Below are 25,059 nucleotides of genomic sequence, written 5' to 3' on the forward strand. Positions count from 1 at the left end.
TATCATTTTTTTAGTGAAATGGTATAACTTGACAACTCATTCAGGATAGCTGTATCAAATATATCTTTCTGGAAATCCTATTACTTTTCCAATCTACACCTAAGACAGATAGATATTTTTTACAAAAAAATAAAAATACTTATTTAAAAAATTACAATTTATTTTTCCTAGAATATACTCAAAAATATCAAAATTTATATGATTGGTGTTACATGTTACATAAAAATTGAAAATGATAGATAAAGGATGCAAAACACTGTTAGACACTGCTTTGCAAATTAAAGAAGATTAAGTATTTTCTGATTAAATTTAAATATTGCGTAGAATTACCAGTTTTTTATGATACGTAACGCTTTCTTTTTTTAACACTAGTTACGAGTTTTTTCTAGTACCAATCACGCAAATATTAAGTTAACCTAAATCACATTGTAGTTTTAAACCTATTTACGCAATTTCTCGGATATAGAGAAATTGCAAGAGTTTAGTGTTCCCTAATGACTTCAGGATTTTTCATGAGTAAACGTAATTCTTTCTTGTGTTCTTTAGTAGCCTCTGCTGCATTTTTGGCACAACCATTAGCTAGTGCATTAGCAATTACTCCTATTAACATCACAGTTAAATCAGGAGCAAAACAAGCATTTCAAGGGTTAGGATTTAGCTCAACTATTGCTGGTAGTAATGGATATGCAAAGCTAACACAATCACAAAAAAATACACTGCAAAAACTGCTATGTAATGATGCGAAATTCAAGATTGTTAGGCTATGGTTTGACGGAAATAAATATGCACCTCAACCCGGTGTAGAAAACATGCCTGTGTTCGTAAATCCTTATGTAAAATCAGGATTTATTGCTGATGCCTTAGCAAATGGATGTACTACACTGCTGTTAGCGCCTGGTGCCTTACCATCGTATATGAAGTCTGAAGATAGTATCTACATTAAAGATACTGAGATATTCAATTATGCTACTCTTTTAGCCAACTTCATATCTCGGATGAAGCAAGAATATGGAGTTAAACTTCATGCTACAGGCATATTAAACGAGCCTAATGATAATTCAATCAGATTCAAAGATTCTCAATGGCCTGTGATGATTAAGGCGCTACGCCAAGAGTTAGATAATCGTAATTTACAAGATGTCAAAATAATTACACCTGAGTTGGCTAATGCTGATAGTATCGCTGTCCGAATCATCAAAGCCATCAAAAATGACTCCGAAGCTTGGAAAGCACTGGCGGCGATTTCTACCCATTCTTACAATATGGCCGCAGCGTCTTGGATAGTCTCGCAAATTGAAGGAACAGATAAAGAATATTGGATGACAGAAGCTGGTAACAATGGCCCAGAAGAACCCGGAGACGCTCTTAACGCCGCTTCTGCGGCTTCCCGCTTTCTCAATGATATGAACAATCGGGTTACTCACTGGATTTGGTTTATTGGACATGCACCATCACATACCGAAGATAACTCTACACGAATAATTCCTTACACTATCAGCCCATTTAAATATCAGTTGTTCCAAAAATATCATTACTTCAAGCAACTAACTCGAACCTTTGATGTCGGAGCCGTATTCCGCAAAAGCTATAGCTCGTTAGAGAAAGATATGAGATGGTCTTCTGGTAAAAAACCGCGAATTACTGTAGCTAGTGCTAAAAACCCAGACGGTTCTTGGGGAATAGGGATAAGTAATTACACTTCTGACAAATTTTTCTTTGCTCTACCTGCTGGTTTGGGTTATCCAGAAGGTACATTGGTGAGTGACGCACAATCTGGTCGTCAAGCAGAAACTTTTGCTGTCACAGTGTTTATAGAAGAACTAGCTCAAACTGGAGACATCAAGATGAAAATGTATCGTTCTAACAGCAATGTGAATAACGTCTACATTGGCACTGCTTTGATGCGTAAAGGAACAGTTACTATTCCCAAAGTAGAAAGTTTGGATCTTATTACTCTTCGCAATCAGTAATTAAAACGATAGCCTTTGTAAATTCCCCAAACTAAGTTAATCAATCATCAACGTTTTAGCTAGAGGAAATTCTAGCTATTTTTTTCTAGATTTTAGTTAAATCAACAAAACTCTCAAATACTTACATAGCCAAAACACACTCGACTTAATACTTACTTCATCACTAAGCTATAAATATAGATATGTGTGATAAAATCATATATCGATTATTCTAATAATATATAAGCAAAATCTTGTTAAAAACAATACATCTTCAACAAAATACTCTAACTCCTGAAATAGAACTATTAATTTGTTGTTCTCGCACTTACCTAGACGAAAAAAGTTCTATAACTATCCAAACTTTGTTACAACAAGCTCAAATTAACTGGCAATATCTCATTGAAATTGCTGCTTACCACAAAGTTTTATCTTTGTTATTTATTAATCTTAGTAAAATAGATTCTCAATCTATTCCTAGTAATATATTTAGTTCACTACAGAAATATTATTATATTAATACACAGAATAGTCTGTTAATGGCGAGTAAACTTTTAAATATATTAAATATTTTCGCTGAATATGACATTCCTGTCATTCCTTTTAAAGGGCCTATTTTAGCTATCACAGCCTACGGAGATATCTCACGTAGATCTTTTGGAGATTTGGATCTGCTCGTACATCGAGAAGACTTTATTAAAACTAAACAACTTTTGATGGATAAAGGATTTGAGCCGTATGCAGATAGCAGTGAACAAGAAGCCGCTTATCTTAAATCTCTCAATATTCTCGACCAAGAAGCTTATTTACGTTCTCATTGGGAACTACATCTAATTAATCGCCAAGAGCAAGTTACTTTAGATGTTCACCAAGGAGTGTTATCCAAGAAATTTTCAGTACCCTACAGTTCAGAATGGATATGGGAAGATACCAAATTAATATCTTTTACTGGTAAACAAATACTTAGCTTTTCTGCGGAAAATCTGATCATTATTCTCTGTTCACAAGGTGGAAAAGACTGTTGGCTATGGTTGAATAGAATATGTGACTTGGCTGAAGTACTACGTACCTATGCTGATGTGAATTGGGAGAAGATTTGGCAGCTTGCTATAAAGCTAAAAATGACACGAATGCTGTTACTAGGACTTTCGCTTGCTCATCATGTCTTAGATGCTCAACTTCCTGAATTTATTTTACAAAAAATAGAAGGTAACTCATTAGTCAAAAATCTAACTTTAGAAATTATTATTCAACTGACTTGTAATCTGCCAAATACTGCACCACAAAGTCAATTAAAATCTATCCTCTTTCATTTAAAGTTAATAGAAAATCCTTGGGACAAGATAACATATTGCTACGAGCAGATTATGGTTCCTACGATCGCTGATAAAAGTTTTATCCGTTTACCTAAAGCTTTATCATTTTTGTACTATTTTGTTCGACCAGTGCGGATGATTTTTTTTAATCAAAATATAAAATAAATAAAAACTATATTAAACGATAAATTACTTTTTAAATGAACTGCCTATAAATAGACATTAATTGCTTATAATTTACTGCTGAAGAATATCTGGATTCATACATAAAACGAGCATTATTACCACAATTATTCATAAACTCAGGATGATTAATAGCCCATTGTATTTTAGCTGCTAAATCTTGTGAATTGCCAGCTTCAAAGTGTAATCCGCTGACCTGATCTTCAACAATTTCGGCCATACTTCCTAACTTAGAAACTAGTACAGGTAAACTAGAAGCAAATGCTTCCACAATTGTTAATGGAAAACCTTCATACCAAATTGAAGGAAGAACTAAAAATTTAGCTTTTTTCATTAGTTCCATGACTGTTGATTTATCTTGATATCCTAAAAATTCAATTAAATTTGCATAACCTGCTCGTTGAACTTGTTTCTGTAATAATTGACGTATTGGGCCATCTCCAACAATTTTTAATGGTGTAGATATATTGTTATGGATATAAGCATCTATCAGAACAGAAACTCCTTTTTCTTCTGATAGTCTACCAACGAACAGCAAGTAATCATCACGCCGACTATTAAACTCCACAGTATTTGGATGAAAAACAAAATTTGGTTTAATATAAATTTTTTCTGCTGGTAGTCCAGCTTGAATCATTTTTTCCTTTTGAAATTGAGTTAAAACAATATAACCGTTGACTCTCTGGTGCCAAGTACCTGTTAATCTATGCCATGTAGTCATTGCTGCTACAACAGAACTTTGAAGATGAGAATTACGATAACAGCCATGCACCACACTAGACCAAGGGATTAATTTACCAATACAATCTTCACAAATCTTGCCATCTCGAAATGGCATTGCTTTAGGACAAGCAAGGCGATAGTTATGCAGTGTTTGAATAACAGGTACTCCAGCACTATAACAAGCATCATATACAGCAGGAGAGAGTAAAGGAAAAAAATTATGTACATGAACTATTTCAGGAGAAAAACGCGTAATCTCTGCTTGAACTCGGTGTTTAGATGCAAGGGAATATATGGCTCCCCCAGCTGCTGCCAATGTATCCCAAATATTAACTATATTTAGGTTATTTTCTTCCAATAAAATCACATTATGCCCATTAGCTTCTAATAGGCTTTTTTCTGCCTGAACTACTTTATCTTCACCACCGCTTAATCGATAGCGATTGTGTAACATTAACAGCTTCATGCTTTTTTCTGAACTGTTGGATATGAATTAATACTATTCAGTTAAGGTGTAGTAATTTTGGTTCTGAGGGATACACTAATAAAAATTTATCTGAACTTTATTTTTATATGAATAGTCTATAAAAACAGGGAATAGCAATTAGAGAAAATCTAGCTATCTTTGACTGTAAACTTCTTTGTAACATTGAGCCACAAACAACCCTTTAAATTCCCAACTAAAAGCATCTCTAACTCTCTTTTTCCCAGCCGCACCCATCTTTAATCTCAATTTTGGCTCTGCAACCAAAGATATCATTGCTTGAGCGATGTCGTTGACTGTTTGTACTGGTGTATTTGCCTGAATTTTAAAACCAGTTTCTTGAGTAACCTGAAGTGCTGGCCCTCCTAAATTTAAGCAAATCACTGGTAAACCTACAGACATAGCTTCTAAACAAACTAATCCCCCAGAGTCATGTAAACTTGGGTGAACTAGTACGTGGGAGTCTCTTATTTTACTTAAAGTCTCGTTACGAGACAAACTACCCCAAAATTTTACTTGTTGATCAATGCCTAGTTCTTGGGTGATTTTTTCCAGATGTTTTCGCGCCGATCCTTCTCCAACAACCCAATACTCAGAATTAGATATGTTTGCTTTTGCAAATGCTAATAGTCCTAAATGAAATCCTTTCCAATGCAACAGTCTACCCACACTGATAAACTTGATAATAGATCGATGAGATGGAGAGGTATCTGCAAAACTCGCTAATTCTTCCTGAGATATACCAAGTTGAGAATATATTTGAACATTTTTTGCTCCTAAATATTGCAGCCTTTTGGCTGTATCCTCTGTTGTCGCCCAAGCTAAAATGCTGCGTTTGGCTGTTAAGCGGACAAAAGGATCACACTCTCCTATGAAGCAAGCTGTGTTTCTAATAAACTCATATATTTTGCTGCGAAAATTTAAACTTTGCCAAAAATTTTTGGGAGTTAATTCTCCTCCACCTACAGGCCCCCAAATAAAAGGAATCGGTAATAAACAAAGAAAACTTGGACTAGTATATTTGACATAAGTTACATGATGCACAATATCAAATTTTATTTGATGATGGAGCGATCGCCCAATAAAATAAGCCTTCATTTGCCATAAATAATAGTGAATATATACCCACTTTTGGGTGGATTTTCCTTTTTGGCTCCAATCTATAATTAAACCAAAAGGATCTAGATAAATAAAATTGAGATTGGGTTGTGGCTGGCGGGCTAATTCGGCTTCAATTCCTGGGCGGTGACAGTTAGAAGTTAAAACCCAGAGATGATGATATTTGCTCATTTCTCGAATAAAATTCCAACCTACTCCTGGTTCAGAACCTTGACCTGGCTCACAGGCGTATGCAGAAATTAGAATTTTCATAATCATTAAGTTGTATTAAGTTGTATGCAGCATTAATTCAGCATTAATAGTGTGTAAAAAAATAACTTGGGTAATATTTAAGTACTTTAAATGAGAAATATATCTAACAAATAAATTTCTTAAATATTAAGATGAGTTACTCATTGTCCAGAGTCAATTTCCGCTTCAAGAATTTGGGGATAACGTTTGTATATTTGCATTGCGGCTAAACCAATACCATACATTGTCCATAGCCAAATACCTCCTGTTGGGCCTTCAATAATCACTTCAAATGATGTGACAGTCATACTAGCTACCCAGTAAGCAAGTAAAGTTAAAAATATGCCAGCCCATTTTGTTTCTCCCTTTCTTCTACACTGTAAATATTTAGCCAGTATGCTACCAGCCCAACTTAATTGAATTAATAACCAAAGAACAAAACCAGGAATACCAGTACGCGAAAGTACAGTTATATGACCATTATGGGGACTACGCACAACACCACCACCTACTGGGTCAAAACCAGTACCAGCACCCAAATTGAACCCAAATCCTCGCCCAGTCCAAAAATAATCTGAGATAGTACTTTTAATTAAATAAGTCCACCATTCTAAGCGATACTCTTTTGAACCTTGTCTTTCATTATTATTAATAAAAATGCTGAAGATTTTGCTGATAAATGGTTGAAAAATTTCTGGTTTGATAATTACAGCCAATAAAACAATCAAAATTATAATAGTTACTATGCGCCAAATTTTACTACTTTTATACTTAGCAAGTCCAACTAGAAAAAAAGCATTGAGAAAAGCCAGTGTTCCTGAACGATTTGCATTTAGAGCTACTACACCCAAGTTGATAAAAAACATCAAAGTAAATAATAATGGTTGAAAATCTAGCAAACTAGACCCAACAAAAAAAGCAGTAATTCCAGACAAATGAGTCATGGCATCTGCTGTTTTAGGAGAGATAATTTTAGCTCCAGCACCAGGTAAACTAGGTAATGGTAATGTTCTGGCCATTAACCATAGAAATGGTAGAAGAATAATAAAAATTCTGCAAAAACGCTCATACTGGGCAACCATAAACAAAAAGCGCTGTGGTTTACCAAGTAATAAGGTTGCAACTATCAAAGCAAAAGATATGTAGTACCACAATGCAGCGTCACGTATGCAGTCCAAACCATAGATGGGAAAATAAGGTATGGTATTGATGCAACACCACACCATAAATATAATTAAAAACCAAGTATGCGGTAGCTTGAGAATTTTTGGGATAGACTTGTTTATACTTAACGTGAATAATCCGAAAACAAGAGTAATTTCCCCGATATAAAAAGGCCCAACTCCGAAGTAAGAAAATCCTCGTCCACACAGAGCATATCCCAAAAGAACCCAACTATACCAGTTGAGAAATTTATCGGCTATGGTGGATTTTTCTGTATCACTTTTCAGATAAATACTTGGTTTATTGAGCATAAGCTGCTTTAACTGTTATTTGTTAAGGTTAGGAGAGGAAAACAATTCAAATATAAATTGAACGGAAGAAATATTTTTGTCTAAGGTTAAAATAACAGTAATTTTTATATGATTTAGATTCATCAAATTTTTAACAGACTACGATTAGCAGCTAACTCATAAATTTCCATCATCCGATAATAGTTTTGTTGTGCTGTGTACTTAGATTCAAATTCGTTCCTAGCTTCTTGACGCATTTGAGCTAGTAGCTCTTGATGAGTCATCGCCCACTGTACTTTAGTTGCTAAATCTTCTGGGTTGCCAGGTGAGAAAAGCAATCCAGTACGTCCAGCATCTACCAATTCTGCGATTGCTCCAATATTAGCAGCAATGACTGGCGTACCCTTAGCAAATGCCTCAACCGCTACTCGACCAAAAGTTTCATACCATTTAGAGGGAAAAACTAAAAACATCGCTTCTCCCATCAATTTATGTACTTCAGTGATTGGTTTACGTCCTAGCCATTCTACATTGGGTAATCTTTTGGCTGATTCCACTACTTGATCTGCTAGAGGCCCTTCTCCAATAATTTTCAAAGGAACTTTCCCTTCTAGATAATTCCAAGCAGCCAGTAAAGTATCTAATCCTTTTTCTACAGATAGTCTGCCGACAAACAGAGCATAACCACCAGAACCATTTCCCACACCCGGATCTGGATGCACAAAGTTAGGCTTGACGACAATTTTTTCGGCTGGGAAACCGCCGGCAATAAATTTCTGCCGGGCAAACTCAGTTAAAGAAATGTAAACATCTACCATTTCCAGCCAAGTACGCATAGCCCGATGAACAGTTAACATAGTTGCTACGGCGATCGTTGCTGGGCGGTTGTCCCGATAGCAACCATGCCAAACGCCAGGATAGGGAATAAACTTCCCCATACAATCTTCGCAGACAAGGCCATCCCGAAAAAATAAGCCATTGGGACACAATAGGCGATAGTTACGCAGAGTTTGCACCACTGGTACTCCTTCTGACTTGGCTGCATAGTGAACCGAAGGAGAAATTAAGGGGAAAAAATTCTGAATATGAACAATGTCACAGTTTGACTGTTGAAGTTTTTGTTTGACTATGTTGTAAGATTCTTTAGACCAGATAGATCTCAATCCCATCGGGACAGCGCCAATAGATGGAACTCGGTCATTATGTTCTTGATAAACATCAACTGCATGACCCATTTCTCGTAATAGTTTTTCTTCAGCCTCACGAGATTCATCTTCGCCGCCACGAATTTGATAGTTGTTATGAATACTTAGAATCTGCATAATTTAGGAATTCAAAGCTAAATCGCACTTGAAGATGTCAAACTTTCTGGAGAACTCAAAATTTCTGCGTAAGTTTGAGCTAAAGTATGACCTTTTGCCTCCCAAGAAAAGTTTTCCCTTGCCAGGATGCGAGCTAAGTTTCCCATACGCAAACGTAATTCGGCATCCTGAGCCAAACAAGTCATTGCTGTTGCTAAGTCACGCACAGTTTGTTCGGGAGTATGAGCAGAAACCTTAAAACCTGTATCTTCCGTCACCTGCAAAGCCGGCCCCCCTAAATCAAGGCAAATGACTGGTCTACCTGCTGCCATTGCTTCCATACAGACAAATCCACCTGACTCATGTAAACTCGGATGAACTAGCACATGAGATTCTCCTAATAATTTAAAAATTTTCTCTCTTGGCAGCTTACCCCAAAACTTAACTTGCTGCGTAATACCCAATTTTTCCGCCAGAGCTTGCAGATATTTCAGTTCTGGCCCATCTCCAATAATCCAATATTCAGAATCTGTGAGATTTGCTTGGGCAAAAGCTTTCAAACCTAAATAGAACCCTTTCCAGTGTAACAATCTACCAATACTGATGAATATCACTGGGGAAGTTTTGGGTACTAAAGATTGAGCAAGCATATCTATCTCCTGCTGGGGTAAACCTATAGGAGAAAAAACTTTCACATTGTCAGCCCCTAACTTTTTTAATTTGACTGCTGTATCCTGAGTCATACCCCAGGCTAGAATGCTTCTCTTGGCTGTAAGACGCACAAAGGGATCATTTTCTCTAGTCCAACGCATCAAGTTTCTTAATAGTTCGTAAATTTTGCCCCGCCAATGGAAATTTTGCCAAAAAGTATTCGGTGCAGATTCTCCACCGCCAACTGGCCCCCAGATGAAAGGAATTGGTAACAAAGATAAAAAACTTGGATAGTTATACGTCACATAAGATACATGGTGAACTATATCAAAACCAATATTATGATGTAGCTTTCTTGCCACAAAATATGCTTGTATTTGCCACAGATAGTAATGCAAATATATGATTAGTCCAGAACCTTTTTTCCAACGATCTGCACCAGGTAAATCAAAATAGATAAATTCTAATTCAGATATTGATTTCTCCTTAATTTCAGCTTCAATGAACGGAGAGTTATCTTTACGGGTTAAAACCCAGACTTGATGTTTTTTTGCAATTTCGTTAATCGCATTCCAGCCGATACCAGGATCGGAACCCATGTGTGGTCTACATGCGTAGGCAGACACAAGAACTTTCATGAATTAATGGCTCCCGTGAAAAAATTGTGGCATTTATTTCAATTGTTCAGTTCTTTTCATGTATTTAGAGTAAGATTAATCACTGTTTCTACACAATAAGCCAGTTAAGAAAACATTTCCACAAATAATTTACGACTAGCTTTTCTGATTGTTTGAATCAATTGTTGTCGTTGATTTAAACGGTAAAAACCCCGGACTGAGTAATCAACATTAATATCATGTTTTTCAAACAAATCAACCACAGCTTCTTCTAACCACTTGCCTTTGACTATTCCTGTTAAACTATAGGGAATAATAAATTTATTTTGACGATTAAAGTAGTCAAGACTTTGGCAGTAAAATTTATCTGTTTCTTTACTTGCTCTAATCGAACCCCAGCGTTCAAATTCCCAACCTGATTCATTTGGTTTTAAATAAAACTTCAGTCTATCTTTGACCCAAATACCCGCTTGCAAACTTATGCGATAGTTACATTTTTGCCGCAACTCCCAGAGTAAAGGGTATTTAGACAATTTATTGTATGGTTCGTTTCTGTTACCAACAATTTCCATTAACCGAATATGGGCGCACTCTTCATGCTCCATAATTTGGAGAAATTGGTCAATCAGATCTGTATTTACATAATCATTGAGAAAATAGTCTTCTTGTAAATACAGTACATATTTTGTATTAATTTTATCTAAACACCGAATTAAGCAATCACTCCAACTTAATTTAGCTGTTGATTCATCTAGCCCAACTTGTGAACACTGAATATTTAAGCCTGGATAAGCAAAGGTTTTTGTCTCTGTATTGAGAATAATAGGATATGGACAATTTGGCCAATAAATAGAGAAAAGCTTGAAGAAAGGCTGCCAACAATCTTCAAAACTATCTGTGCTATTTACCAAAATTGTTAGTTGTGGTTCATTAGTCATACTTGTGCGCTCGAAATGTTATTTGTTTAAATAAATTTATTTACTAATGTACGAAGTTTATGATTTTTTTGTAGAAAAGTGGGCGTGATAATTGTCTGAGATAAAACATCAAAAATATATTTAAATTCTTGTTGCTAAACAACTGCTATAAATACCTTCTAAAATTTTGATTTGTTTGGAATTATCAAAATTTTTGGTTATATGTTCTCTGGCTTTGACACTAAAGTATTGCCATTTTTCATTATCTTTTAACAGAGCCAAAATATACTCAGCTAGTCTATCAACATCACGCTCTGCTACTAAAAAACCAGTTTCTCCGTTAATCACAGCTTCTGGGATACCAGCATGAAACGTACTAACAACAGGAAGCGCCATCGCTTGCGCCTCAACGACAACAGTAGGTAATCCTTCCGAATCTCCTTGAACAGCGGTAACGCTTGGTGCTGCTAACACTTTGGCCCGGTTCATCCAGTTTTTTACTACGTCTGAGGGTTGTACTCCCAAAAACTGATATTTGCTCAATAATTTTGCTGCTAGAGCTTCTAGCTCTGATCTTAGGTTACCATCTCCGATAATTATTAATTTGGTGTTAGGTAAAATAGATTGGACTCGTGCCATTGATTTAATCAGGTATTCACAACCTTTCTTTTCTGTTAAACGCCCCACAAATAGAACTACAGGCTCTCTGGTAACTGAAACATCTTGTTGAAATTTGGTAATGTTTATTCCATCGTAATGTGTAATGATTTTTTCCTCTGGGAAACCCTGCTCTATGAGCTTTGTTTTAATAAAATTAGATACAGCAAGAAATATCTGGGCTTCACGTTTCAGTGCTTCTCGACGACGATAATAAATCCAATGATTTACAGAAGCATAACGAGCATACTCTTCTTTTACTGTGGCATCAGCGCCTCGAAAGTGTACTAATAAAGGAATTTTCAATTTTCGGGCTAATGGAAGTGCTAATACGCCACTTAACCCAAATTGAGCATTAATTAAAACAGGACTGATCCGCTGTAGTTCTTGATACAGTTTGGGGGCAAAGCCGGAAAATTTAAATGCAGCCTCTACTAATTTACCTGGTAAGTTTCCTTGATTGACTGCTATTGTGCGTTCTGGAGGTAACATTAATCCTTTGACAAAACGCGAACCCACATAATAAGAAGTAAAAATTTCTAATTGTTCTCCTAATAAATCTCGCACAAATGTTTGAGAAGGAGGAAGTAAGAGGCTACTGAAGATTACAACGGCGGGATTGGAAATATCCGGGTTTTTATCTAACATGAAATTTTGATGAGTTGCTAACCTAATTACTAAGAAATAATCTAGCTTGTTTGCTTTGGGCGATCGCCTTAATTTTATGAGTTAATTATATTGCCGAAAAAGTTGCTCAATATTGATATGTTTTGGAACCCTTAATTAACTGGTTAATTCTAGATTTAAACAGAAAAATTGCCCGATATCCATTATTGCCCAAGGTTGATAATACTATTCCCTTAATAATCATATTTGCTGACCAAGGTAAATATTTTAATAAGCCAATAACATAACCCCAAGCCAGCAGTTTTTTACCATCTTCCACTGATTTACCTACCCGAATTAACTGAATAATTGAAGTTTTTAAGGAGATAAATCTCCAATATTCTATGTAGCCAACACGCTGTTTCATAATTTCACCCCACTTAGTTTTAAATATTTCCAAACCTGTAGATTTTGCTGCTAAATTACCTCTAATTTGCTGGTCATGAAAATATCTGATAATAAGTGGTTGATTTACTGCTAAAAAATGATTATTTGCGGCGGCTAGACTTAACCATAAATCGTAGTCTTGAAAACTAGGTAGACTTTCATCAAAACCATTCACCCCTAGTAAAGCAGAGCGCTTAACCATAAATAGTGATGTAGTAGGAGGTAGCCAACCTCTCAATAAATGATCAAGCACATCTCCTTCATAAAGAACTAAGCTAGGTATTTTTTGTTGTCCTTCAGCACATTCATATCCCAGTCCGTAGATAACAGTAGCATCAGGATCATCACTGTCTTGTAAACGTTTTAACTGTAACTCTAGCTTCTCAGGGAGCCATTCATCATCACTATCTAAAAATGCGATTAGTTCTGCACTTGCTGCTTTAATACCTTGATTGCGTGCATAGCTACCACCATAGTTTTTACCTAGAGGTAAAAATATAATTCGCGGATCTGTAAATTCTTTAACCACTTCAGCCGTGTTATCTGTAGAACCGTCATCAACAATAATCAATTCAAAATTAGGAAAAGTTTGTTTGAGAATACTGGAAATTGCTCGTGGTAAAAGATTAGCTCGATTAAATGTTGGCACTACAACACTAATGATTGGTTGCTCTTGAATTGATATGTTCATAATTTTTATATTTTTAATAATATTTATGTATTAACTATAAAACTCTTAAATATTACAAAATTATCAACATTGACGATATACATTGCCTGTGATTTCAGCTATAGTTTTCCAGTCATATTTTTCTGCTACTTGGCGATTATATTGACCCATATTTGATAGTTGAGATTGTTGTTTTAAGGCTGAATTCATGGCTTTAATTAAACCACCTTCATCATCAATTTCATATAAAAATGCTCCATCATTATCTAGTACTTCGCCAATACATCCTTTGCGTGGAGCAATACAGGCTCGACCAAAAGACATAGCCAGCATTACGGCTCCTGAAGTTAAAATATCTCGATAGGGAAAGACAACTACATCACAAGCATTCATATAAATTTGAATTTTCTCGGCGGGAACAAATCCCGGTATAAATTTAATTTTTGGATCATTATCAATCTTCTGTAAAAGCATATCTGTCATTTCGGGACTATTCTGATATACTTTTCCTGCAATCACTAATTGACTAGCATTATTATTTAGATGTTTAAATTTATCGATTAGTTCCAATACTCCTTTGTATGGCCTAATCATTCCTAAAAAAAGAAAAACCAAAGCAGAATCATCTAAATTTAAGCTTTTTCGGGCTAGGCTTTTTTCAATATTATTATCGTAACAATTGATATAGTTACCATGTGGAACAACAAATATCTTATCGTGATTACTTAGGGAAAAAGACTTTATAACTTCTTCTTTGGCACTGTCACAATGGGCAATAATGCCATTGGCTAATCTAGCAACACAACTGCTACATAAACTATCTAAAATTAGGTTTTTATTTTCATGATTTTTCAGATTATGTACAGTCCAAATAATTTTGATTCCTACTATTTTCAAAATAATTAATTCTAAAATAAAAAATAATAGTTTTAGTAATCTTTCTAAGATGGTTGAACCTGCAAAAAAAGGATTCAGCCAATGTAAATGTACTATATTGGTTTTTTGAGGAAAAAATACTGCTGGTAAAAAAAAAGTTGTTGATATTGAAGCATCCGGTAGTTCTGCTTGAATACCTAATTTATTAAGATGGTTAATTAGCTCTTTTTGGTATGGATTATCATCATTTGTTCGCGGTAGGAATATAGATTTCATATTAACTGTTGCTATTATTAACTATCTTCGTATTTATCAAATCAATAATTATCAGAATAAAATTTATTCAATTGTTAATAATTGATAAAACATTAGAGTTTGATTTGTTAGTTTTCTCAGCAATTTGACTATAAATTTGTAAATGTTCAGCAAAAATTGTAGACATACAAAGACGTTGCTGGATATTCTTAACGGCTATATTTTCTTCCTCACTAAAATTAGATAACATTTGTTGTACCGCTTGTGCAAAAGCATTTGGTGTATAAGGTGAAAAAGTTTTGATAGCACCTGGCTCTATTGTGTTGTATTCATCTATTAAAGGTAAATCAAAAGATAAAATTTTGGGATGAGCGATAGACAACCAAGTAGATAACGAACCAGAAGCAGAGGATTTTTGGAAAGGACAAATAGCTAAGTCAGTTGTAAGTAAATATTGCTCTAATTCTGTTTCTGATAAGTAACCTGTAATTATCAGACGATCTTTGACTCCCAATGTTTGTGCTAAGGTGAGTAATTCTTCTAAAAACCATTCGCCACCACTACTAGGACTACCTGCAAAAATGACTTTTGCATTTGGTGGTAAATTAGGTAGTGCTTCGATTACCAACCTGTGTCCTTTTCGTGGAACAATCCAACCTAATAGGGTAATAATTTTAAATCCCTCTAACTGTAAAGCTTTGCGAGCTTCATCTGAGTTATTTTTGACGGTACGTTCTTCTACAAAATGTGGTACTAGTTTTATCTTCTCAGCATTAGTTGTGTTTGTACCTATAATCGATTTAAGTCTTTGAGATTCCTGTTTGGTACATACGAGAATTTGTTTTAATTGACTAAACATCCAGCGAAGCAAAAGAGAATATGGGCCATATCTAGCTCTAGCATAGGTAAAAAAATTGTTCCATGTTAAAGGTTGTGCTTGTACATAAACATCATGAAAAGTGGCTATCAATGGAGATGAACAATTTTGGATAAAAGTTTTAATATTGCGCGATTGCGATCGCTCGCCCCACAGTAATGTATTATGTTGCAAGTGAATCACATCTGCACAGGCAAGTTTTTTAGCAGCATCAATCAATATTGCGCGATTTTGTTGGGGATTTGCAGTTAAAATTACACTGGCTTCAACTACATCGAGATTACATTTACGAGCCTCCGAAGCAAGTAACTCACTGTAGCGGCGAATTCCATGTTGACTATGACCAATATGTAAGTAGCCAATTTTCACTGTACTCACCCTTTAGTAGATCCTGCAACTATCATACTAACTACCTCTTGCGCTGCCATTTTTTGCAATAGGCGGTAGTGATTACCTTTAGAAATTAGTTTCTCGCAATGTTGTTCATAGTTATTTTCTATTTCCTCTACTAATTCAAGAACATTATCTATTATTAAAGTATCTGTTCTCAAAGAATATCTTTCCATTCCCATAGATTCCATAAAATCTCTACACTTCGGCTGATATTCCAGCATGATGGCTGGAACTCCACATCCATGCGCTAAAACGACTGAATGCAATCTTTGGCCAATAACGATATCGTATGATTTTATTCTGAAGAGTGTTTGCTGAATATCTTTATATTTCCGCCAGATGGAAATATTTTTTGAATTGAAATTCCGAATCAAATCTAAACCAATATCAAAATCTTTCTGGTGCATGGGTATAAATTCTACTAACCAATTGTTAGCTAATAAATGATTTACTACTTCAATGATATTTTTTATCACTAAAGATTGACTACCCCACATTTGCCCATGACTACCTAAATTAATGGCTATTTTGCGATTTTTGAGTAAGCTTGAATCTCTGGGTGTACAGATTGATAGAGCCGGATCTCCAATGACTTTAGCATTTGAGAAACCATGGTTTTCTAGAATCTTTGCTGAACGGAAACCACGTACACTAACATATTTTGCTTTGCTTAGTACCTGAACCCATTGATTTATTAGAGCAGAATAGTTTATGTCTGAATAATAGTCAGACCAAAAATCAGGATCACCAACACCAGTACCAAAAACAATACCTTGATAACCTTTTTGCAGTGCGTGTTGAAAACGCTCAAGGTAGCTTTGCCAATGGATTAATGTTCCTCCACCTAAAAAAACCAAATTATAGAAGTCTTGACTTTTGATGAAATTGCGATACAAGTAAAGCTCTAGAGGATGTATTGCTCGATGATATGCGTAATTGAGTTCGCCAAAATCATCATAAGTTAAGACTTGAAATTCAGAAAATAAATCTTTAAATGCTAAATACAAAGCCTCGTCGCCAAGGTTAGCATCTCCTAACCAACCAACATACCCTGCTATTGGTTGAATGCTGAAGTAGTCGTCGATTTTTTTAAATGACTTAGCATATCTAGAACTGAAAAGTAATTGTGATAGTTTGGATTGAGGATTGTAAATTTTATTAAAAATCAATTTAGATTTTCGTTTAATTGATGAAATCTGCATATCTTTTTGACTACTCAAATGTTGCTGTTATTGATTATTAATATTATTTATGGTTTAATTTCTTTCTACTTAATGTAGGAAATATTGAGCGCAGTATATCAACTAATTGCTGAAAGTATTGAGGTGCTACCAATGAAACTGTTCCGAGGTAGACAATAGCACCAATAATTACACAAAGCGCCAGTAAAACAGACTGATTAACTAAGCTATTAAATATATATTTGCATCCCAAAATAGCAATTACCATAGCAATTGAAGCTAGTAGTGCCGCTTGATATTGTTGTAAGTATGTAGTTATCTTAATTTGAATTAATTTGCGGAGAACTAATACAGGTATGGGTGACATCACATAACCACGAATCACATAAGAAGCTGCAACTGCGACGATTCCCCAACGTACGGCGATGAGGAAGCAGATAAAATTAGCGATCGCTTGAACAAGGGTTAGTGCTAGATTCCAAGAAGGCTTTCCTAGAGCCATGATCATCGAGCCATTGTAGTAAAAACCTGCATATAAAGGGCCGATGAGTGCTAGTACTTGGATTACTGGTATACTTGGTGTCCACTTTTTACCAAAAAAAGTTACTATCAGTTCGGGAGATAGTACTGAAATACCGATGAACACAGGAAAAGCGATGATACTTGTTAAACTAACTGCACTATAAAGTACTTTACGCATCTTTTCTGGTTCTTGTTGCAAACGTGAAAAGATTGGCATAGCTATCTTCTGAATGACAGTAACCATCAATTGAGTTACTATCGTCAAAATTCGATATGCCACAGAGTAATAACCTAGCGCAACAGAATCGAGAAAATATCCTATCAATAAATTATCAGAGTTTTGATTAACAAAGTTCAGGACATTAATTCCTGTGACGTTAATACCAAATGAGAATAATTCTTTGAAGTGTTTTTGGGAAAATCTAAATTTTGGTCGCCAATCACTTACCCACCATAAAGCTAAAACCTGAGTAATATTATTAGCTAAATACTGCCCAACTAAACTCCAAACCCCAAAACCTAAAAATGCCAAAACTATACCAACAACACCACCTACAACCACAGCTATTAATGAACGCACAGCTAAACTTTTAAAAGCCAGCGAACGTTGCAGAATTGCTTGTTGTACACTGCTGAGACCATTAATTACAAAATTGAGAGACAGCCAGCAAAGAATTGGTACTATCTTAGGTTCTTTAAAGAAGGCGGCAACTAAACCAGAACAAGCGATGCTTAAAGCCGCAAGTATTACACTCACTCCTAAATTAGTCCAAAAGGCAGTATCTAAATGCTCTGCTTCCAAGTCGTGACGCTGAACAATTGCTGTCGAAAATCCTTGATCTACAAAAATTTGTAAAAAGCTGAGAAATATGCCCGACAAAGCAACTAACCCGAATGCCTGTGGCCCTAGTAATCGAGCTAGTAAAAAGAAAACCCCGAAGGAAACCACCTGTTTTCCCCAACTCTCAATCGCAGACCACAGTAAACCTTTAACTGCTTTCTGTCGTAAATTTGATGTTTGTTTTGGTGATTCCATTCCAGGCTTTACCTATACAAAGGATAGAAATATCTATTATGATTTTTTCACTGCGAATTGCTATTTGAGCAAAGAAGCAGATTATCTTGATTAAGAATTAATCATTAGCCTAATTTAAAGGGCAAAAATTTTTCAAAAGTTTACATTTAAAAGCACACTTAATTCAGGATAGTTAATACTAAAATAGGAACACAGTGATTAACTGAAAGTCTGAATTAAATATGGTTAATCTATCAATTATCACGACTAAAATTGGCTAAAAGTTACTCATTCCACTGTAGTATTTAGGAAAACTCCAGCAATACGGCTAGATAATAATAGCTGTTTAGCAGCTAACCAGATGAAAACTGGAATTGTTGTTGCATAGCGCCGCCAAAGTCGTCGCGGTTCTTGAATCCAACGATAAAGCCATTCTAAGCCTAAGTCTCTGATTATACGGGGAGCGCGTTTCTGAATTCCGGCATACACAGGGAAAACACCACCTACTCCAATCATGACTGAGCGAATTTTACCCTTGTGTTGTGCTATCCATTTTTCTTGTTTTGGACATCCTAGGGATACCCAGACTATACCCGCACCACTGGAATTAATTTTATTGACTAAAATTTCGTCTTCAGTTTCCGTCAGTGGGCGGAAGGGTATTGGTTCCATTCCAGCTATTTTCAGTTTGGGAAATTCTTGTCCCAATCTCGCTTGCATTTTGGCAAGAATTTCAGTTTGTGAACCGACAAAGAAAACACTCAGATTATGCGTTTGTGCATACTGACATGTCTTAACAAATATATCCATACCGGCTACACGATCTTGGTAACGAGATCCCATTCGGCGCATCATCCAGACTAATGGCATACCATCAGGTGTGACCATATCTGAATTTTGTAGTACGTTAGCAAAATCTGGATTCCAGTGGGCTTCCATGAGCATGTGTACATTTGCTACACATACACTTCTACTTTCACGAGCGATCGCCCATCGTATAATTGTTTGTATCTGATCCTCAAAGCGTAAGGCAGTAATAGGGAAATCGAGTACTTTTTGAGTAGGCAGAAACATATCTGCTACCATAGCTCACTCCTTGTATCAAAGATAAATAGAAACAGATTGCCTTAGGCACTCTCCATGTCTAAATAAGCCAATTAGATGAATCTTGACTTTTTTTTGAGCTTGTAGCTTTTTTACAAGAGAACACATAATTATGAAACAGTTTCTCAGCAATTTTACTGTTTGCTGAATACCATTCCAAAAAATCACAACCGTAGATTAGCTTACTTGTTTAACTAATAGTTTATTACACTAGTCTGCAAAACTTTATATTTACTTTATATTTTTCTAGGGATTAGTTCACCTAAACATTACATTCATACTTAATTTATGCTTACGTAATAGTATTTATGTTCGTAAAAATTTCTTGTAAATTTAGGCAAATTTTTATATGTCATCCCTCTTATAGAGGATTGGTTACTATTAAATATATTTAAATTTATACAAGTAAATGTATATATCAATAATATTTATTTATGAATAAAGTAATTTTACTAGGTATAATCTAATTTCTATTCTCGAAACTAACTTCAAATAATAAACAAAGCATATTCATTCAGTAAAATATTACAACACTATAGTCAGGGTTTCCTTACATCTCGCCATTATTATTTGTAGGGGTAGTGTTAAACAGAACACTTCATATTATTTGTTTCTTGAGTTTCCGTACAAGCCGTTGGTTAAACCTACAAAAATTAGCCAATAAAAAGGGGAGGAATAATTTCCCCCCCCTTTTTGATTGTTGTCTCTATTGTCTGATTGATTATTTTCCTTTAATCGTTGCCTTAGCATTTGTCTTTGCTTCTTGAGTTGCCGCTTTCTTGCTGAACCACCTTTGCCTTTATCATTTCTCCCTTCGCGGCGAGGAGATTCCCATCTTTTTAAGCGCATAAAAAATAAGTTTTACTTGCGTGTGTTAACTAGTATTACCATTATAATACATATATATATTTATTGTCTACCCAAATCTCATAACTCCTTTATCCTGTATTTATCCCTTTGCTTGAGCAATCTAACCTAATAAAATGCTGCTAGAAAACATCAGATTCCATACAGCAGCAATAGTTTAAACATTAATGACTTTTAACACCAAAAGTCAGATGCCAAGAAGTTACGCACATTATATCTAAGTTGAATTTTCTTCAACAGTCGTAGCGTATCACACTAAAACCTTTAGAAATAGTGCGTTAGGCTTGCCTTAATAGACTTCAAAAACATGAAATTTATAAGGTAAGCTTGTGTCTGATTTAGAACTACACAAATATCTTCCCAAACTTCCCGAACCAGCCCTACAAGAATTTACAGAATGGTGTGTTTTAGAGCAGGCAAAAGCCGCAGGTATAGAATTTACTCCTGATCCAACTAAGTTAGCAAATTTAATACCCAATGAGTATATTTGGCAACTTATTGATCAGTTTATGAAAGTGAAACCAGACCCCATCAAAGCTGGTTTAGTAGCTACAATAGCTGGTCAAGAAGCTGATAGCCACGGTTTAGTAGGTTCGCCAATTATGGCAGATTTTTTGGCCATTTATATTAAGTATTCAATTCCCGAAAATGGCACACCTCCAGAAGAAGCAAAAAAGTTAATTACAGAAGCGGCAATTCAGCAGTATGAAAAGCTATCTGAGCTTGCTGATAAATATAATGTAACGTTCTAAGTTGTTGTTATTTGTTAACTATTCTGAGGCTTTGTCTGTATTGAAAGACAGAGCCTTTTCACTGCTACGATAGTCGAAGCGAAAAAAGCAGATTTAAATCCGGGTATTGGACAGTGTATCGCTGAAATGGTTTCTGCCCAGAAGTTTAACGAAATGAATAGTCCGATACCTATAATTTACAGTGCAATTACGTCAGGCGATCGCTGGAAGTTTCTCAAACTAGAATCCCAAACCGTCACAATTGGGCTAACAGAGTACAACATTCCTCCAATCGATAAGGTGCTGGGGATATTGTTAAGCTTTGTTTCCAATGCCAGTTGAGCAATATTGCAACTAAACATTATACTCAATATACAAAATTACTATCAGGACTTATGCAGAGGCTACGGAAAATCGAACCACAGAGACACAGAGGTCACGGAGAAATGAGAGTTTGAGAGTTTTTTTACGTAAGTCCTAACTATTATTCATATCTATTCTTGTATGCAGGTTGCAACCAACTGAATGGCAAAACTAATTGTAATTAACGCGAAGCCAACATTTCCGCATGATTTCCAGAACCAAGTGTTTAAACTTTGTTCGTATCCAAGTTTTACACCCCTCTCTACGAAGCGCGAGCTAGTACGCCAGCTATCAAGAAAAGCCAGTGATGCACCAAGGAAGCCGATAACTAGACCAATAATATTAAGAATCTTGCTCATTTAGTTTTTAAAATAAGAATGGGAACTTACATAAACCATTTTTTTGTAATATCCTTGTCTAGTTTAACCTACCAAAAATCTAGCAATTTCGCAATTTATTAGCGACGTAATCAAGCCTTGGATATACTTTTCTATATTAATCAATCTACAATTTTTCGTCACTCTGCGACTAGCTAGAGTTTTTATCTCTAGTATCTCTACACTATCCGTTTTCAACGGAAATTTTCAACACACAAATAAATCTGGATGCTAACTATTATTGGTTGCGGAAATCTGAATCGCAGCGATGATGCTGTGGGTGTAATTATCGCCCAACGCTTACAACAATATCTAACCGAAAACCCTGACCCTAGTGTGCGCGTGTATGACTGTGGAACCGCAGGGATGGAGGTAATGTTTCAAGCTAGAGGTAGTAAGAAATTAGTAATTATTGATGCTAGTTCAACTAATTCAGAACCGGGTGCAATATTTAAGGTTCCGGGCAAAGAATTGGAAGCTTTGCCGGAACCCAGTTATAACTTGCATGATTTTCGTTGGGATAATGCACTAGCCGCCGGACGGAAAATATTTCAGGATGAGTTTCCTAAAGATGTGACTGTGTATTTAATTGAGGCGGCAAATCTTGGTTTTGGACTGGAGTTAAGTCCTGTGGTTAAACATTCTGCTGACCTGGTTTTTGAGAAGGTAGTTGCAATTATTAGACAGAATAATTTGTCATAATTACAGAATATTTTATCCAGCCATGTCACGATAAACAGCGATTTCATCTACTCGCATTTCAAAAGGTATACCTTGGCTTTCGGGAGGACAAACGCGGATTTTGGCGCTGCTAACAATTGACTGGAGCAATGTCCCCATTGGTACGATTTGCTGTAATATTCGCCAGTTGGTAACTTGGTCGGTACATTCAATTACTAATGTCATTGCGCTGGCATCAGTTGTCACATACCAACGACAATGAGAAAGAAGATTTTGAATTATGCGATCGCACGCTTCGTAAAAGTATTTACTAATAGAATGCTCTAGTTGTTGCCGTAAAATGATATCTGCCGATGTTGGCTGCATTGGGTGGAAATCGGAATCATCATTGAAACAATACATACACCTAACCATCTCTACTTACAAAACTACTTAAATGCCAATAGCCATTGCGTAGAGGATATCCTTTGTTGTTTCTAAGAAACTCTGGGTTTCATCGTCGTAAAAAGCGCCAATTCCGCTACATTGTATCCCTAAGTAGTTACTACTCAGGTAAACTCTGTGTCCTAAAAACCCTGCCAGCTGCATAGCGGTTTGATAATTTGTATAGTCGGACACAAAAAATAAAGTTACTGCACAATCACGAGCTATGCCTTGATTAATGCACAAATAACCAGTATGTTCGCTAAAATCACCACTCTTAATCAGATGATTATCTTGATATAACCCAGGGGATATCCCCTCGACTCGATGCACGACTGAATAAACTTTTATTGCTTCGCAACTTTCTGTGGGAATCGGTTGCTTTAGTTGTTGCAATATCTTGAAATAATCTTCTTGAGAAATCAACTGTTTCCGGAAACGTCTATTTGAACGTCTATGCCAAACAGTTTGATAAAATTTGTCCTTGTCAAACTCAAACTTTGGATGTTCTAGCTGTTGTTTAGAACTCTTTTGTAAGGCAGTTATTTGATAGCCATATTCAACGAATTGATTAGCTTCAAAATAATCTGTGCCACAAACAAAAGGAACTTTTAGCCTTAAGCGCCTGACATTCTTTTCTTCTACTTCCCCACATACAACACAAGCTGTGACAAACTCTTTATTCTCAAAACCTAAATCTGTATTGAGAGCTAACTTATCAAAATCGAAAATTAGCTGGATGTCTTTGTCATGGAGATAAGCTGATGCGGCAATTGTACCTAAATGGTGTCCGCTATCTAAAAAGCAATACCTCAGACTTCTGTTTTTATATTTCCAACTAGACCTATAATAAACGCAACTAATTAAAAAAATGACTCCCTTGATACATTTGCTCTGTATAATATAACTTTCTAAGCCATCATCTATTAATTCATAGATGAGTGTTAGACAATTATTCTCAACTTCTAGATGGTATATGCCATCAACTATTTCAGGCATTCCACGAATTTGTACATAAATCTCTGTAGGATATAGACCACCAGCGGAAGGATTTACACGTAGTTTGAAAGCTACATCTTTATAAGCTTTCTCTAGGGTAATTGCACCTGTTAAGTAAATTAAAGAATGAATCGGATGATTGATATTTAATTGCACCCGACGATAAAATTTTGGATATTGTTTAAAAGCAGATGGTTGAGTTTTAGAGTCTACATAATTGGGATCAAGCTGCACTGATAGGTAAGAATGTTTAGTTGCTTGATGATAGTTTTTGCTAGATAAATCATTTTCCAGCATCTTTCAACATCCTTAAAACTTCGACCGTACTGGCAAAATCTATAGCTTTATAATCGTCTAAATTTTTTAAATTCAAATTAGGGCGATGTGGTAAAAGTAACTTGACCACTTCTGCTTTACCTGATGATGCTGCATACATTAAAGCTGTTGCACCATTATCGTTTTGGTTATCGATATTAATTTTCACTTCTAGCAGCAAATTAATTAATTTATAATGATTGCCAAAGCAAGCAAACCATAAAGCATTATTACCATCATGATTTCTATAATTAATATCCGCACCTGCACGAATCAATTCTTGAACCACTGAACAATTACCTATCCTGGTGGCTTTCATCAAAGCTGTATCACCATTTTCACGCCTCTGATTTAATTCTTCAGGGTTGTAGTTGTTAGCTATCAACCATTCACAAGTTTTTTTACTCAAACCTTGCTTACTTTCTTGCTTCATAAATCGCCTCAAGTTAGATTCAATTTTGCAGCAGTGACTTTATTACATTAAAGTCAAGTGGGCAATGCTGAAAGTTCGTTTCATACTTTATGTTGAAGTTGTGAACATTACTATTTCTACCGTTATTGAAAATGGTGCGAAATATTAGCCTCATATTTTGTGCGATCGCTAATCGTATAAGATATAAAAGAAACACTTTTTCTTCCCTTACACCCCATACTCTTGCGCCCTTACACCCATATATTGCCAATAAAAGGTAATGGTGGACAATGCCCACCATTATCAAAAAACTCTTTAGAAATGCTATCTAGTGAGTTGTATA

General features: G+C 35.6%; 22 protein-coding genes. 5 read left to right on the plus strand and 17 right to left on the minus strand.

The features are described 5' to 3' along the window. The first annotated feature begins 512 nt into the window (after positions 1 to 512). Positions 513 to 1,970, plus strand: coding sequence for a glycoside hydrolase (locus tag NCWK1_RS22430; protein ID WP_103126236.1), 1,458 nt, complete (start codon positions 513 to 515; stop codon positions 1,968 to 1,970). Positions 1,971 to 2,203: 233 nt separating this feature from the next. Then, complete coding sequence (locus NCWK1_RS22435) at positions 2,204 to 3,430, plus strand: nucleotidyltransferase domain-containing protein (protein WP_245894972.1); 1,227 nt, start codon at positions 2,204 to 2,206, stop codon at positions 3,428 to 3,430. Positions 3,431 to 3,461: 31 nt separating this feature from the next. Here NCWK1_RS22435 and NCWK1_RS22440 read toward each other — a convergent pair whose 3' ends face one another. The 14 genes from NCWK1_RS22440 to NCWK1_RS22505 all read right to left on the minus strand — a co-directional run bounded on the left by NCWK1_RS22440 (position 3,462) and on the right by NCWK1_RS22505 (position 20,397). Beyond that, entirely contained in the window at positions 3,462 to 4,637 is a 1,176-nt protein-coding gene (locus NCWK1_RS22440) for a glycosyltransferase family 4 protein (RefSeq protein ID WP_103126238.1), read from the minus strand. Positions 4,638 to 4,790: 153 nt separating this feature from the next. Next, positions 4,791 to 6,026, minus strand: coding sequence for a glycosyltransferase family 4 protein (locus NCWK1_RS22445; RefSeq protein WP_103126286.1), 1,236 nt, complete (start codon positions 6,024 to 6,026; stop codon positions 4,791 to 4,793). Between the two features lie 140 nt (positions 6,027 to 6,166). Continuing rightward, a complete protein-coding gene (locus tag NCWK1_RS22450; RefSeq protein WP_103126239.1) occupies positions 6,167 to 7,480 on the minus strand; it encodes an O-antigen ligase family protein in 1,314 nt (437 codons plus the stop codon). Positions 7,481 to 7,602: 122 nt separating this feature from the next. Continuing rightward, positions 7,603 to 8,781: a glycosyltransferase family 4 protein gene (locus NCWK1_RS22455; RefSeq protein WP_103126240.1), complete on the minus strand. Its 1,179-nt coding sequence runs from the start codon at positions 8,779 to 8,781 to the stop codon at positions 7,603 to 7,605. 17 nt (positions 8,782 to 8,798) lie between these two features. Then, positions 8,799 to 10,049, minus strand: coding sequence for a glycosyltransferase family 4 protein (locus tag NCWK1_RS22460; protein ID WP_096576560.1), 1,251 nt, complete (start codon positions 10,047 to 10,049; stop codon positions 8,799 to 8,801). A gap of 104 nt (positions 10,050 to 10,153) precedes the next feature. Beyond that, positions 10,154 to 10,966: a hypothetical protein gene (locus NCWK1_RS22465; protein WP_103126241.1), complete on the minus strand. Its 813-nt coding sequence runs from the start codon at positions 10,964 to 10,966 to the stop codon at positions 10,154 to 10,156. A 120-nt stretch (positions 10,967 to 11,086) separates the two neighbouring features. Continuing rightward, entirely contained in the window at positions 11,087 to 12,250 is a 1,164-nt protein-coding gene (locus tag NCWK1_RS22470) for a glycosyltransferase (RefSeq protein ID WP_103126242.1), read from the minus strand. Between the two features lie 106 nt (positions 12,251 to 12,356). After that, complete coding sequence (locus tag NCWK1_RS22475) at positions 12,357 to 13,346, minus strand: glycosyltransferase family 2 protein (RefSeq protein WP_103126243.1); 990 nt, start codon at positions 13,344 to 13,346, stop codon at positions 12,357 to 12,359. 63 nt (positions 13,347 to 13,409) lie between these two features. Further along, positions 13,410 to 14,477 carry a glycosyltransferase family 4 protein gene (locus NCWK1_RS22480; protein ID WP_103126244.1) on the minus strand — a complete coding sequence of 356 codons (1,068 nt, stop codon included), beginning with the start codon at positions 14,475 to 14,477 and terminating at the stop codon, positions 13,410 to 13,412. 67 nt (positions 14,478 to 14,544) lie between these two features. Continuing rightward, positions 14,545 to 15,711, minus strand: a complete 1,167-nt coding sequence (locus NCWK1_RS22485) for a glycosyltransferase (protein WP_103126245.1) — start codon at positions 15,709 to 15,711, stop codon at positions 14,545 to 14,547. Continuing rightward, positions 15,708 to 16,928 (minus strand): polysaccharide pyruvyl transferase family protein, encoded by a 1,221-nt coding sequence (locus NCWK1_RS22490; protein ID WP_096576548.1) that lies wholly within the window; start codon positions 16,926 to 16,928, stop codon positions 15,708 to 15,710. Before NCWK1_RS22490 ends, NCWK1_RS22485 begins: the two co-directional genes overlap by 4 nt. A gap of 43 nt (positions 16,929 to 16,971) precedes the next feature. Next, positions 16,972 to 18,465, minus strand: a complete 1,494-nt coding sequence (locus tag NCWK1_RS22495; protein WP_103126246.1) for a lipopolysaccharide biosynthesis protein — start codon at positions 18,463 to 18,465, stop codon at positions 16,972 to 16,974. 267 nt (positions 18,466 to 18,732) lie between these two features. After that, positions 18,733 to 19,530 (minus strand): WecB/TagA/CpsF family glycosyltransferase, encoded by a 798-nt coding sequence (locus tag NCWK1_RS22500; protein ID WP_103126247.1) that lies wholly within the window; start codon positions 19,528 to 19,530, stop codon positions 18,733 to 18,735. Between the two features lie 621 nt (positions 19,531 to 20,151). Continuing rightward, entirely contained in the window at positions 20,152 to 20,397 is a 246-nt protein-coding gene (locus tag NCWK1_RS22505; RefSeq protein WP_103126248.1) for a hypothetical protein, read from the minus strand. A gap of 347 nt (positions 20,398 to 20,744) precedes the next feature. Between NCWK1_RS22505 and NCWK1_RS22510 the strand changes: the two genes are divergently transcribed. From NCWK1_RS22510 to NCWK1_RS22525, 3 genes are all read left to right on the plus strand, one after another. After that, positions 20,745 to 21,167, plus strand: coding sequence for a hypothetical protein (locus NCWK1_RS22510; protein WP_096576538.1), 423 nt, complete (start codon positions 20,745 to 20,747; stop codon positions 21,165 to 21,167). A gap of 153 nt (positions 21,168 to 21,320) precedes the next feature. After that, complete coding sequence (locus NCWK1_RS22515; protein WP_222838806.1) at positions 21,321 to 21,488, plus strand: hypothetical protein; 168 nt, start codon at positions 21,321 to 21,323, stop codon at positions 21,486 to 21,488. A 626-nt stretch (positions 21,489 to 22,114) separates the two neighbouring features. Continuing rightward, the gene (locus NCWK1_RS22525; RefSeq protein ID WP_103126250.1) at positions 22,115 to 22,588 is read left to right on the plus strand and encodes a hydrogenase maturation protease; all 474 of its coding nucleotides are present in this window, start codon (positions 22,115 to 22,117) and stop codon (positions 22,586 to 22,588) included. Between the two features lie 12 nt (positions 22,589 to 22,600). On the opposite strand, the gene NCWK1_RS22530 is transcribed toward NCWK1_RS22525, so the two are convergent. From NCWK1_RS22530 to NCWK1_RS22540, 3 genes are read right to left on the minus strand one after another with little or no spacing between them, the layout of a single operon-like run. After that, entirely contained in the window at positions 22,601 to 22,981 is a 381-nt protein-coding gene (locus NCWK1_RS22530) for a hypothetical protein (protein ID WP_103126251.1), read from the minus strand. An 18-nt stretch (positions 22,982 to 22,999) separates the two neighbouring features. Next, entirely contained in the window at positions 23,000 to 24,286 is a 1,287-nt protein-coding gene (locus tag NCWK1_RS22535) for a nitroreductase family protein (protein ID WP_103126252.1), read from the minus strand. Beyond that, entirely contained in the window at positions 24,273 to 24,737 is a 465-nt protein-coding gene (locus NCWK1_RS22540) for an ankyrin repeat domain-containing protein (protein ID WP_103126253.1), read from the minus strand. The genes NCWK1_RS22535 and NCWK1_RS22540 overlap by 14 nt, the downstream gene beginning before the upstream one ends. Between the last annotated feature and the right edge of the window lie 322 nt (positions 24,738 to 25,059).

The organism is Nostoc cycadae WK-1 (genome assembly GCF_002897135.1).
In the GTDB taxonomy this organism is placed as follows: domain Bacteria; phylum Cyanobacteriota; class Cyanobacteriia; order Cyanobacteriales; family Nostocaceae; genus Nostoc_B.